Below are 12,529 nucleotides of genomic sequence, written 5' to 3' on the forward strand. Positions count from 1 at the left end.
CTCGCAGTGGTTGCCGTTGAAATAGCATCACCATAATGGTGACGCGCTCCTGGGTACTCAGGTGGTTGTATTGGGTAGACATGGCAACACCTTACATCAGGCGTTGCACTTGCTCCTTGAGACCGCCAAGCCAAGAACAAAGAAGCCGTTATCGAATTTTATGAACGTATGTTTGGTAATCGGGAACTTGCGGTCGCCGATACCCATATTGCCGAAGAATATGTTCAGCACAATAACGTGTTTATTCCGCCGCGGCGCGAAGGCTTCAAGACGTACTTCACTCAGTTCTTCAAGACCTTTCCGGAGTCGGGTACCAGTATTGAACGGGTGTGTGCCGAAGGGGACTATGTTTTTCTCTATGCCAAGCACTGGGCCAAACATCGCTTCTTTACCGTCAATTACAAGGTGATCGATATCTACCGTGTCGAAAACGGTGTGCTGATGGAGCACTGGGACACTATCGAAGGCCTCGGCCTGTTCTCCAAGTGCATCTATATCGTCAAATCCGTATTGCGCCTGTAACACCCTAAAAAGTGTCATGAACGATTCATCAACCCGCCAAGGAAGAAAGTGAAATGACTGAAGTTACCGAGTTCCGCAAAGAGCTGAAAGCCGTCTGTGATGAAGAGTGGGCCAAGATCAAATCCGGCCGTTTCTTCCAGATGATGAAACGCCCTGAATTGCAGCGTGATCTTTACGTCAAATCGATTGTTCAGGTGTACCACTACACCAAGAACAACGCGATCAACCAAGCGGTGGCGTGCTGGAACGAGGACCACAAGAAAGTGGGCCTGCTGCGCTTTGCGATGAAGCATGCGTATGAAGAACTGGGCCATGAAAACATGGCGTACAACGACCTGATCGCCATTGGCGTCGACCCGGCCGAGTTCGAAAAACCCATGTTGCCGGCCACCGAGGCGTTTTATGGCTACTTGGATTTCGTCTCTGTGTGCCGCGGCATCATCCCGCGTCTGGGCTACAGCTTCTGGGCCGAAGACAGCTACGAGCACCTTGAGCCGCTGATGGACGTGTGCAAGAACGGCCTCAAACTGACTGACCAACAACTGACCTTCTTTGTGGCTCACGCCATCATCGACGAAAAACACTCCGCCGAAGTCAACGCCGCCATCGACCGTTGGGTCGAGACCGACGAAGAGAAAGCGGCAGTGATGCAAGTGGCGCGCACCACCGTGTACCTGATGGGCAAGATCCTGGAGTCGGTCGCCGACGAGTTCTAAGCTGCGCCGCCCCGCGCAGGCCTGCTTGCGCGGGGCGTTTTTACATGGCGTACACAGAATAAAAACGATGCGTTGGCCGGGACTTGTTGCGTGTGCCCGGCGGGAACGGATCAACCCATGAGGAGGTGCCATGAGTAGCAATAGCGACATGATTACCTGGGGCATGATGCTGCGTAAGATCCCCTCCATCACCCGCGCCATTCCCCGGCTCATCAAGGGTGTCAACGTCACCAAGCTCAAACCCGACCAGCCCTGCGGCCTGGGCTGGGCCTTCGAGCAAGCGGTGCAGCGCAACCCCCACGGCCCGGCGTTGCTCTACAAGGAATGCCGTTTCAGCTACGAACAGGTCAACCAATGGGCCAACCGAATCGCCCATTACCTGCTGGCCCGTGGCCTGAAAAAAGGCGATGTGGTAGGCATCTTCATCGAAAACCGCCCGGAACTGCTGGTCAGCGTCCTGGCCGTGAGCAAGATCGGCGGCATCTGCGCCATGCTCAACACCTCGCAAACCCACAACGTGCTGATCCACAGCCTGAACCTGGTCAACCCGGCGGCCATCATCGTCGGCGAAGAACTGGTCGAGGCGTTCGACGCCGTGCGCAACGAGGTGGCCATCGACGAGCTGAACACTTTTTTTCTCGCCGACACCGACACCACCCGTGACCCGGGCATCGCCCCCGAGGGCTACGTCAACCTGACCCGTGTCAGCGAAGAACACGCCACGAGCAACCCCGTGACCACCGGCCAGGTGTACTTCGACGACGCCTGTTTCTACATCTACACCTCCGGCACCACCGGGTTGCCCAAGGCCGGTGTGTTCAAGCACGGGCGCTGGATGAAGGCCTACGGCAGCTTCGGCATGATCGCCCTGGACATGCGCCCCGACGACATCGTCTATTGCACCTTGCCGCTGTACCACGGCACCGGGTTGTGCGTGAGCTGGGGCTCGGCGCTGGCCGGCGCATCGGGGTTCGCCATCCGCCGCAAATTCAGCGCCAGCCAGTTCTGGGATGACGCGCGCAAGTTCAAGGCCACCACCATTTGCTATGTCGGCGAGCTGTGCCGCTACCTGCTCGACACCCCGCCCGCGCCCAACGACGCCGACAACCCGGTGGTGAAAATGATCGGCAACGGCCTGCGCCCCGGCGTGTGGACCGACTTCAAGGCGCGTTTCAAGATCGAGCGCATCTGCGAGTTGTACGCCGCCAGCGACGGCAATATCGGTTTCACCAATATCCTCAATTTCGACAACACCATCGGCTTTGCCCTGAACGCCTGGTCACTGGTGGAATACGAACACGACACCGGCGAGCCACGGCGTAACGCGAACGGTTTCATGCAGAAAGTCGCCAAGGGCGGCCAGGGCCTGTTGCTGGCCAAGATCGACGACAACGCGCCGTTCGACGGCTACACCGACCCGGAAAAAAACAAAAAGGTGATCCTCTACGACGTGTTCGAGAAGGGCGACCGCTACTTCAACAGCGGTGACCTGATCCGCGACATCGGTTTTGGCCACGCCCAGTTTGTCGATCGCCTGGGCGACACCTACCGCTGGAAGGGCGAGAACGTCTCCACCACCGAAGTCGAAAACATCATGGTGCAGCACCCGCACATCGCCGAAGCCGTGGCCTACGGCGTGGAAATCCGCAACACCAACGGCCGCGCCGGCATGGCTGCCATCACCCCGGCGGCGCCCCTGGAACACCTGGATTTTTGCGAGTTGCTGCGCTTCGTCAAAAGCCAGATGCCGCACTACGCGGTGCCGATGTTCCTGCGTATCAAGACCCGCATGGAAACCACCGGCACCTTCAAGTACCAGAAAACCAAGCTCAAGGCCGAAGCCTTCGACCCCAGCCAGACCGGCGAAGACCCGGTGTACGCCTGGCTGCCCGGCTCCGAGACGTACGTGCCGGTGACGCAGCAGGTGCTTGAGGACATTCACGGGGGCAAGTTCCGCTACTGAACGCTGCTGGGTGTGAGGCGAACAACAAGGCTTGCAGGGATGCGGGCCTTTTTGTTGGGGGCAGAAGAGGCGAATGACTTTGCAACGAAATACCGTTTATCCACAGATTGCCCGATTGGCGGCGGCGGGCTAGCGTTGTATACGTCATTGGCGTATAGATGGGCAAAATGTTATTTATCGAATCCCCGGTTTTTACAGAAGACGTGAATGAGCTTCTCAGTGACGACAGTTACGCGCAGTTCCAGGCGTTTCTGGCCGTTCATCCCACGGCGGGCGATGTGATCCAGGGGACAAATGGATTGCGCAAAATTCGTTGGGTTTCACGTGCCTCAGGCAAGCGTGGCGGGGTCAGGGTGATCTATTACCATCTCTCGTTGGCGTGCCAGATTCGCCTGATTCTCATCTACCGTAAGGGGCTCAAGGACGATCTATCGGCAAGGGAAAAGAGCGTGTTGAGTGAATTAAACAAAGGGTGGAAATGATGGAGAAGAATCTCTTTAACCGTCTGGTCGAAAGCATGACCCAGATGGACGAGATTGATCGCGGCGCGCGCGCGCCCTCGCGCGAATTTCATATCGATGCGCTGCAGATAAAAATGATCCGCAAGGCTACGGGCCTGTCCCAGGCTCGCTTTGCCAAAGCCATCGATGTGCCTGTGGCAACGTTGCAGAACTGGGAACAGGGCCGACGAGAACCAGAAGGCCCGGCGCGCGCCTTGTTGCGGGCGATTCATAACGACCCGGCGCATGTGCTGGCGGCACTTGAGTACTGACAGGGTCGCGCTTTACCCCTTACGCAACACCCGCGCCAACCGCTGCACCGCCGTGTCGATCTCATGGGCGGTCATGGACGAATAGCCCAGCAACCAACCCTGTTGCCGGGCCTCGCCGGCGTATAGGCGGCTCAGCCCCGAGAGTTGCAGGCCGGCGCTGGCGGCTTGGCGCAGGGTCTTTTCCTCCGACCAGCCTTGGGCGAGCAGGCAGGGGATCTGCAAACCGCCCTGGGGGCGCAGGGCGGTGGCGATGCCGCCCAGGTGTTGGCCGATGGCGGCGAGCATGGTTTCCCGACGCCCGGCGTAGAGCTTGCGCATGGCCCGCACATGGGCGTTGTAGTGGCCGTCCTCCATAAAGCGCGCCAGGGTCAGTTGCAGGATTTGCGGGGTGTGGCCGTCCATGATGCTGCGCGCGTAGGTGAAGGGTTTGACCAGCTCCTGGGGCAGCACCATGTAGCCCATGCGCAGGCCCGGGTAGAGGGTTTTGCTGAAGGTGCCGAGGTAGATCGTGCGCTGGTACGGGTCCAGGCCCTGCACGCAAGCCGTAGGCAGGCCGTCGTAGTGGAACTCGCTGTCGTAGTCGTCCTCGATGATCCATTTGCTCTGTTCGGCGGCCCAGCGGATCAGCTCCAGGCGCCGCTCCAGCGGCAGGGTCGCGCCGGTGGGGTATTGATGGGACGGCGTCACGTAGACACAGGGCGCGCCGCTGCGGTCGGCTTGCAGCAGGTCGGTGCGGATGCCCTGCTCATCGACGTCGATGGGCACGACGCGGGTCTCGGCAGTCTCGAAGGCTTTTTTCGCGCCGAAGTAGCCGGGGTTTTCCAGCAGGATCGGTTTGCCCGCGTCCACCAGCAATTGGGCGCAGAGGAACAACGCCTGGCGCGTGCTGCTCAGGATCAGCACCTGCTCGGCGCTGCACTTGGCCCCGCGTTCCAGGTTCAGGTAGGTGGCGATGGCCTTGCGCAGCGGCGCGGCGCCTTGCGGGTCGCCGTGCAGCAGGATGGTGGCGCGGTAGTCCTTCATGGCCTGGCGTTGCAGGCGTTCCCAGACATCGGTAGGAAAACTGCGGGTTTCCGGCAGGCCGGTGGCAAAGGCCTTGAGCACCTGCTGGTCGCTGACGCCGCCGCTGTCGAAGATCATCCGCCCGCGCCGGCTTAGGCCGGTGCCGGGCTCGGCGGCGTCGTGGCGGCTGTCCTGGCGTTTGAGGCGTTGGCGTGCCGCGCCGCGCAACTGGGCGCCCACGGTTTCGCAGACGTAACTGCCCGAGCCCTCGCGGCGCACGATGAAACCGTCGCGGTGCAATTGCCCGTAGGCGTTTTCAACGGTGTCGCGGGCAATGCCCAAGGACTTGGCCAAGGCCCGGGTCGCGGGCAGTTTCAGGCCTGGGCCGAGGGCGCCTTCGATGATGAGCGCACGCAGGGCCCGCTGAATTCGCTGGTGCAGGTCAAGCAGCGCGAACTCGGCATCGTTGAGGCGGATCTTGAGGGTTTCGAGCTCGAAGGTCTTTGCCATGTGGTCTGCCCAACCTGAATAAATTGGCCTGAAAAGGCAGGCCAGTCTATCCGTAGACTCTGCCCCTCGCCACCGGGCGAGCCGTGAGTGGAGGAGGGGCGGGCATGGCAAGGTCACATAACTTCAGCGCGGGGCCGACCGCGTTACCTTTGAGCGTGCTGGAGCAGGCGCACGGAGAATTCTTCGACTTCGCCGGCAGCGGCATGTCGGTGATGGAAATCAGCCATCGCTCGGACCTGTTCATGGAACTGGCCTACCGCGCCGAACAAGACCTACGCGCGCTGCTGCATGTGCCTACGCACTATCAGGTGCTGTTCGTGCAGGGCGGCGCCTCGCTGCAGTTTGCCCAGGTGCCGATGAACCTGATGGGCACGAAGGGCAGTGCGGACTACCTGCACACCGGGCTCTGGTCGGGCAAGGCGATCCAGGTTGCGCGGCGCTTCGGTGACGTGCGCATCGCCGCCAGCAGCCAGGAGAGCGATTTTGACCGCATCCCCGGCGCCGCACAGTGGCAGCTCAACCCGCAGGCCGCGTACCTGCATTACACCGAGAACGAGACGGTGCACGGCGTGCAGTTCGCCGCCACCCCCGAGGCCGGCGTGCCGCTGGTCTGCGATGCCTGTTCCAGCCTGCTGTCCAAACCCATCGATGTCGCCGGCCATGGCCTGATCTACGCCGCCGCGCAAAAGAACATGGGCGCGGCCGGGTTGAGCGTGGTGATAGTCGATGAGGCATTGCTCGACACCGCGTTGGCGTGTACCCCCGAAATCCTCAATTACGCCCACATCGCCCGGGCGCGTTCGATGCTCAATACGCCGCCGACCTTCGCCTGGTACCTCACCGGGCTGACTTTGCAGTGGCTGCGCCGCAGGGGCGGAATCGAGGCCATCCACCAGACCAATCTGGCCAAGGCGCGTGTGCTCTACGCCTGCATCGATGGCAGCGACGGCTTCTACCGCAACCGCGTGCAGGCGCCGTTTCGTTCGATCAACAACGTGCCGTTCGCCCTGGCCGATGCGGCCCTGGAGGCGGATTTCTTGCGCCAGGCCAACCTGCGCGGGCTCAAGGGCCTCAAGGGCCATGCCTCGGTCGGTGGCCTGCGCGCCAGCCTCTACAACGCGGTGACACTGGCGGCGGTCGAGGCCTTGAGCGAATTCATGCAGGACTTCGCCCGCCAACACGGCTAGGCCTGTCGTGAATTGGTCTGGTCAGTGTGCCAAAAGTGCCGGGGCCAGGCAGGCCATTACCGCGTTATAAATCGCCATTCCGTCGAGGCCCGTCGCCTCGTTTTGCCTGGAGCCCACGCCATCATGTCTTCTTCCGCCTCCCGCTCCCCCGTGCGTTTGCGCGACCTGGTGCACCCGGTTGTCGCCGGGTTGATTTCGGTCATCGTCAACTATGGTGGCACGTTCATTCTGGTGTTCCAGGCTGCCAAGGTCGCGGGGTTGAGCCCCGAGCTGACCGCCTCGTGGGTGTGGTCGGTGTCCATGGGTGTGGGCATCACCGGGTTGGTGCTCAGTTGGGTGTCCCGCGAGCCGATCATTACCGCGTGGTCGACGCCGGCGGCGGCATTCCTGGTGGTCGCCCTGAGCACCACGCCCTACGCCGAGGCGGTGGGCGCGTACATGATCTCGGCGGCGGCGTTCGTGTTGCTGGGCTTGTCGGGTTGCTTTGAAAAAGTTATCCGTTTGATCCCGCCGGGGGTGGCCGCCGGTTTGCTGGCCGGCATCCTGTTGCAGTTCGGCATCGGCGCCTTTGGCGGTTTGAGCGTCGATCCGCTGCTGGCCGGGGTGTTGATCGGCGCTTACCTGATCCTCAAGCGCTTTAGCGCCCGCTACGCGGTGGTGGGCATCCTGGCCCTGGGGCTGGCGTTGTTGTTGGCGGGCGGGCGGGTTGATCTGTCGGGGCTGAGCCTGCAACTGGCGAGCCCGGTATTCACGATGCCCGGGTTCTCCCTCAACGCCTTGCTCAGCGTGGCGCTGCCGCTGTTCCTGATTACCCTGACCGGCCAGTACATGCCGGGCATGCTGGTGCTGCGCAACGACGGCTTCAGCACCAGCGCCAACCCCATCGTCACCCTCACCGGCTTCGGCTCGCTGCTGATGGCACCGTTCGGCTCCCATGCGTTCAACATCGCGGCGATCACGGCCGCCATCTGCACCGGCAAAGAGGCCCACGAAGAGCCCTCCAAACGCTGGATCGCCGGGGTGGCGGCGGGGGTGTTCTACATGCTCGTTGGCATCTTCGGCGTGACGCTGGCGGCGGTGTTCATGGCCTTCCCGGCAACCTTCATCACCACCCTGGCCGGCCTTGCGCTGTTGGGCACCATCGGCGCGAGCCTGGCCGGGGCCATGGCCGATACCAAATCCCGCGAGGCATCGTTGGTTACCTTCCTGGCCGCCGCCGCTAACATCACGTTGTTCGGCATCGGCGGCGCGTTCTGGGGGCTGGTGATCGGGTTGTTCGCCTACGTCGTGCTCAACGGCCGTTTGCCGCGCCGCGAGCCCGCCCCTGCCACCCGCGAAGGAGCCGCCAACTGATGCCTAGCCCAACTGATGAAACCCTGCATCAACAACACGGCCGTTACCCCCAGGCCAACAACGTCGAGGACTTTCGCCGCAACCTGGCCGCCGTGCAGCAGCGCATCGCCGCCGCCTGCGCCCGCGTGGGCCGCGACCCGGCCAGCGTACGCCTGCTGCCGGTGAGCAAAACCTTTGACGAGGCCCACTTACGCCTGGCCTATGCGGCGGGTTGTCGGCTGCTGGGGGAAAACAAAGTGCAGGAGGCGCAACGCAAGTGGGAGGCCATGGCCGACCTGAGCGACCTGCGCTGGTCGGTCATCGGCCACTTGCAAACCAACAAGGCCCGGCAAGTGGCGCGGTTTGCGTCCGAGTTCCAGGCACTGGACAGCCTGCGCGTCGCCCAGGAACTGGACCGGCGCCTGCACAGCGAGGGGCGGCAGTTGGACGTGTTCGTCCAGGTCAACACCTCGGGCGAGGCGAGCAAATACGGCTTGGCGCCGGAGCAGGTTGGCCAATTCCTACAAGCCTTGCCCGGGTTTCCCGCGCTACGAGTGCGGGGGCTGATGACGTTGGCGCTGTTTTCGGCCGATGTCGCACGGGTGCGCCCGTGCTTCGTGCGTTTGCGCGAACTGCGCGAGCGCTTACGCCAGGACGCCCCGGCCGGGGTGGGCCTGGACGAACTGTCCATGGGCATGTCTGGCGATTTTGAAGTCGCCATCGAAGAGGGCGCCACCGTGGTGCGGGTCGGCCAAGCCATCTTCGGCGCTCGGGCCATGCCGGATTCCTATTACTGGCCAACGGCGGACGCCCGCCCCGTTGGCCATGACTGATGCTTTTTCTCTACAGGACGCCAACGCTATGTACGACTCATCCCTGAAACTTGAAGACTTCGACGCCGAGCTATGTAAGGCGATTCATAACGAAGAACACCGCCAGGAAGATCACGTCGAACTGATCGCCTCCGAGAACTACGCCAGCCCCTTGGTCATGGCGGTGCAGAACTCGGTGTTCACCAACAAGTACGCCGAAGGTTACCCGGGCAAGCGCTACTACAGCGGCTGCGAGTACGTAGACGTTGCCGAGCGCCTCGCCATCGAGCGGGTGTGCCAGTTGTTCGATTGCGACTACGCCAACGTTCAGCCCCACGCCGGCGCCCAGGCCAACGCGGCGGTGTTCCTGGCCCTCATCAACCCCGGCGACACCGTGATGGGCATGAACCTGGCCCAGGGTGGCCACCTCACCCACGGCAACCCGTCCAACTTCTCCGGCCGCCACTACCACATCGTGCCTTACGGCCTCGACCCACAAACCGGGCTGATCGATTACGACGAGATGGAGCGAATCGCCCTGCAAACCCGGCCGAAAATGCTGATTGGTGGCTTCTCCGCCTATTCGCGCTACAAGGATTGGGCACGCATGCGGGAAATTGCCGACAAGGTTGGGGCGATTTTCTGGGTGGATATGGCCCACGTCGCCGGCCTGGTGGCGGCGGGCGAATACCCCAACCCGCTGCCCCACGCCCACGTGGTCACCAGCACCACCCACAAAACCCTGCGCGGCCCGCGTGGCGGCTTGATCCTGTCCAAGGGCCAGGACGCAGCGTTCAACAAGAAGCTCGACTCGGCGGTGTTCCCCGGCGTCCAGGGTGGCCCGCTGATGCACCAGATCGCCGCCAAGGCAGTGGCCTTCAAAGAGGCGCTGGCGCCCGAGTTCAAAACCTACCAGCAGCAAATCGTGGTCAACGCCCGGGCCATGGCCGCCGTGCTGCAACAGCGCGGCTACACGATCGTCTCCGGCGGCACCGACAACCACATGATGCTCATCGACCTGTCCGCCAAACCCTACACCGGCAAAGACGCCGACGCGGCCCTGAGCAACGCCTACATCACCGCCAACAAAAACTCCGTGCCCAACGACCCGCGCTCACCCTTCGTCACCTCGGGCCTGCGCATCGGCACCCCGGCCGTCACCACCCGCGGCTTCACCGCCCTCGAATGCGAACAACTGGCCGGCTGGCTCTGCGACGTCCTCGACACCCTGGAAAACGGCGGCACCGAACACGTCACCCAACGGGTGCGCGAACAAGTGGTTGCCCTGTGCCGCCGGCACCCGGTCTATCGCTGAAGCCACCGGGCAAACGAACACAAAAAAGGCCTGCTAGGCGCAGGCCTTTTTTGCCGAGTTCTACTTATGGCGGCCCAACCAAACAGAACGGTTTTGAAGCCTGTTTGGATGGGCAGGATATTAGGGCTGTGCGTTGGTTTGCTTTGGGCATTTTAAAAGCCAGAACAGTGTGAGCACCGTCGGCCAAAACAACGTATTGAGGATGTCATGGACGCCTGCCTGCCAGCGCCAGTACCCGAGGCTGACGATATCGTCCCGCCGATCTAGCCACTCGCCAGCACCCACAAGGGCGAAAACAACCAGCCAACCCACGTAAGGCCTACCTCTTCGGACGACGGCCATCAATGTCAAATAGACCGTCAGCCCCACATAGATATGCAGCGCGTCTTTCGACAGCCCGGTTGCCGACACAATAAACAGCTTGATGCTTTGTGCGGTTGAGGTGTCCATACCCACTCATCCTCCATACACCCGTGCCAGGTTTGGCTTCCATCCGCGTAACGTTAAACCAATCAGGATGGCGAACCAGTGCGCAGCACCCCGTTTCTGCCGAATGACCTGGCCCCTGCCGCCACCCCACAAACCCCTAAAACGAAAAAACCCGCCAAGAGGCGGGTTTTTCGGGGGGTCCAGAGATTTTGAAAGCCTTCTCTGGAACCTTGTATGGTGCCGGCACCAGGAGTCGAACCCGGGACCTACTGATTACAAGTCAGTTGCTCTACCAACTGAGCTATACCGGCGTGTTAGGGCGACGATTATAGCGATTGGCGGGATTCTGTAAACCCCTGAAATCTGACTATTTTTAGCTGGCTCTGCCGCTGCTCGAAACCGCCTCGGTTTGACGGGTATCACCGTCGCAATCACCTGAACTGTCGAGACCACCAGAACCGCTTAAAACACTTCAACACTCTCCTAAGCTTCGAGTGACATTGCGTGTGAGCAAGGTTTTTGAAGGTGAGGAAGAAGTCCTCACCCATGACGCCGATACGCTCAGCCGTTTTGATGCTGAGCAAATCAAATCATGAGCAAAGTTGTGCTTCAACCGCCGAACCTCGGCCGTCAATTGGGGAGGATTTATATCGTCATCGTGACAGTGAAGGCCAGCCCACCTTTTACGGCGAGCCGGCCATTTCTTGGGTCAAACCCCGTTTTTCACCGCATCGATCAGCCCCTGGTCCAGCACTTGGGCCGGGGCGACTTGTACGCTTTGGGTGTAGAACGGCGGCAAGCTCTGGGCCAGGGTGGCGAGTTGTTGGGGGGTGGTGTTGGTCGGTGGTAGGACGTATTGCAGGTTGGAAGGGTAGCTCTGTGGCACGGGGCCTTCCATCGTTGAGCCGTAGGCGCCGAAGGTCATTACGGCTTGTGGGGTGCTGGGGTCCGGGGCGTAGAGGAAGACGAAGGTGCCGTATTTGGGGTGGGTCAGGTATTGCGCGGCTTCGGCGCGCACGGCTGGGTCGGGGTCGTTCATCAGGGTCCAGCGCAGCAGGGCGTAGCCGCGGGTGGTTTGCATGAATGCGGTTTTGATCGGGGACTGGTTTTCCGCGCCGCCCAGGCAGGCGATCAGGTTGCCGAAGGGGTCGAGCAGGGCGACGGCGTTGAAGCTGTCGGCGTTTTGCGCGGTGTTGAGCAGCGGTTGGGCCAGGGTAGCGCCGGGGTCGCGCGGGTTCGGGCAGGTGACGGTGAGGGCGTAGGGGCTCAGTTGGGTCAGGGCTTGGCGCACCTTGCTGTGGGCCGGGAGCGTGGCCGGGTTTTGCAGTTGTGCGGGCGGCAGGCCGCTGTTGTTGCTGGCGTCGCGCACGGTGTTGACGCTGGCGTTGAAGATGGAGGCGGTGAGGTAGTAGGCCGCGCTGTCGATGGTCTGTTGGCTGAATACCGGGCTGTTGGCGCCTTGGTAGGCGCGGCTTACCGGCGCGGCGATGGCGTAGTAGCCCCAGCTGTTCTGCGCCTGCTGGCGCACCGCTGGCGGCAGGGTGGGGAAGCTGAAGGCGCTGTTGTAGTTGATGCCGGCATAGTCGTCGATGGCGCTGACGGCCACGTTGAAACCGGCGGTGAGCAGGGAGCCGGCGCACATGGCGCAAGGGTCCAGGGTAGTGACCACGGTCAGTTGCGCGGGCGCGGGCAGGTTCATCGCGCCGCGGTTTTCAAAGTACCAGTCCACCAGTTGCCGCTCGCCGTGGGCGGTCGGGTCGTGGGGCAGGAAGTAGGGCTGCGCGGCGCCCGGAAAGGGCATCAGGACGTTGTTGTGCATGGCGACGATCACGTTGCCGGTGGCGTTGTCGATGATGGCGCCGCCGACGGCGAAGGTCTGTTGCAGGGCGGCGTCGATGGCCTGGTTGGCGACCAGTTCGACGGCTTGTTGCGCACTGTTCACTGTGCTCATGGGTGTTGTGCTCCTTGC

General features: G+C 62.0%; 12 protein-coding genes and 1 tRNA gene. 9 read left to right on the plus strand and 4 right to left on the minus strand.

All coding sequences use genetic code 11. The features are described 5' to 3' along the window. Positions 1-150: 150 nt before the first annotated feature. The 5 genes from AC19YR_RS18245 to AC19YR_RS18265 all read left to right on the plus strand — a co-directional run bounded on the left by AC19YR_RS18245 (position 151) and on the right by AC19YR_RS18265 (position 3,973). Positions 151-522, plus strand: a complete 372-nt coding sequence (locus tag AC19YR_RS18245; RefSeq protein ID WP_500599613.1) for a nuclear transport factor 2 family protein — start codon at positions 151-153, stop codon at positions 520-522. 53 nt (positions 523-575) lie between these two features. Further along, positions 576-1,238, plus strand: a complete 663-nt coding sequence (locus AC19YR_RS18250) for an iron-containing redox enzyme family protein (protein ID WP_095108797.1) — start codon at positions 576-578, stop codon at positions 1,236-1,238. Positions 1,239-1,368: 130 nt separating this feature from the next. Next, positions 1,369-3,201, plus strand: coding sequence for a long-chain-acyl-CoA synthetase (locus tag AC19YR_RS18255; RefSeq protein WP_095108798.1), 1,833 nt, complete (start codon positions 1,369-1,371; stop codon positions 3,199-3,201). A 167-nt stretch (positions 3,202-3,368) separates the two neighbouring features. Next, entirely contained in the window at positions 3,369-3,683 is a 315-nt protein-coding gene (locus tag AC19YR_RS18260; protein WP_095109002.1) for a hypothetical protein, read from the plus strand. Then, on the plus strand, positions 3,683-3,973 hold the full coding sequence (locus tag AC19YR_RS18265; protein ID WP_095109001.1) for a helix-turn-helix domain-containing protein: 291 nt from the start codon (positions 3,683-3,685) through the stop codon (positions 3,971-3,973). Before AC19YR_RS18260 ends, AC19YR_RS18265 begins: the two co-directional genes overlap by 1 nt. Before the next feature lie 12 nt (positions 3,974-3,985). Here AC19YR_RS18265 and pdxR read toward each other — a convergent pair whose 3' ends face one another. Beyond that, complete coding sequence (pdxR, locus tag AC19YR_RS18270; protein WP_095108799.1) at positions 3,986-5,485, minus strand: MocR-like pyridoxine biosynthesis transcription factor PdxR; 1,500 nt, start codon at positions 5,483-5,485, stop codon at positions 3,986-3,988. A 104-nt stretch (positions 5,486-5,589) separates the two neighbouring features. On the opposite strand from pdxR, the gene serC reads away from it, so the two are divergent. The 4 genes from serC (at position 5,590) to glyA (ending at position 10,131) form a co-directional block, all read left to right on the plus strand. Beyond that, positions 5,590-6,672, plus strand: coding sequence for a 3-phosphoserine/phosphohydroxythreonine transaminase (gene serC / locus AC19YR_RS18275; protein ID WP_500599565.1), 1,083 nt, complete (start codon positions 5,590-5,592; stop codon positions 6,670-6,672). Positions 6,673-6,795: 123 nt separating this feature from the next. Next, positions 6,796-8,025: a benzoate/H(+) symporter BenE family transporter gene (locus tag AC19YR_RS18280; RefSeq protein WP_500599567.1), complete on the plus strand. Its 1,230-nt coding sequence runs from the start codon at positions 6,796-6,798 to the stop codon at positions 8,023-8,025. Then, complete coding sequence (locus tag AC19YR_RS18285; RefSeq protein WP_500599568.1) at positions 8,025-8,837, plus strand: YggS family pyridoxal phosphate-dependent enzyme; 813 nt, start codon at positions 8,025-8,027, stop codon at positions 8,835-8,837. Before AC19YR_RS18280 ends, AC19YR_RS18285 begins: the two co-directional genes overlap by 1 nt. Before the next feature lie 28 nt (positions 8,838-8,865). After that, positions 8,866-10,131 carry a serine hydroxymethyltransferase gene (gene glyA, locus AC19YR_RS18290; RefSeq protein WP_500599569.1) on the plus strand — a complete coding sequence of 422 codons (1,266 nt, stop codon included), beginning with the start codon at positions 8,866-8,868 and terminating at the stop codon, positions 10,129-10,131. Positions 10,132-10,251: 120 nt separating this feature from the next. Here the strand turns inward: glyA and AC19YR_RS18295 are convergent, their stop codons facing one another. The 3 genes from AC19YR_RS18295 to AC19YR_RS18305 all read right to left on the minus strand — a co-directional run bounded on the left by AC19YR_RS18295 (position 10,252) and on the right by AC19YR_RS18305 (position 12,511). Next, complete coding sequence (locus AC19YR_RS18295; protein WP_500599571.1) at positions 10,252-10,581, minus strand: hypothetical protein; 330 nt, start codon at positions 10,579-10,581, stop codon at positions 10,252-10,254. A 214-nt stretch (positions 10,582-10,795) separates the two neighbouring features. Beyond that, a tRNA-Thr gene (locus AC19YR_RS18300) sits at positions 10,796-10,871 on the minus strand. 398 nt (positions 10,872-11,269) lie between these two features. Beyond that, positions 11,270-12,511, minus strand: a complete 1,242-nt coding sequence (locus tag AC19YR_RS18305; RefSeq protein WP_500599573.1) for a nucleoside deaminase — start codon at positions 12,509-12,511, stop codon at positions 11,270-11,272. Positions 12,512-12,529 lie beyond the last annotated feature (18 nt).

Source organism: Pseudomonas sp. MF08817, assembly GCF_059862705.1.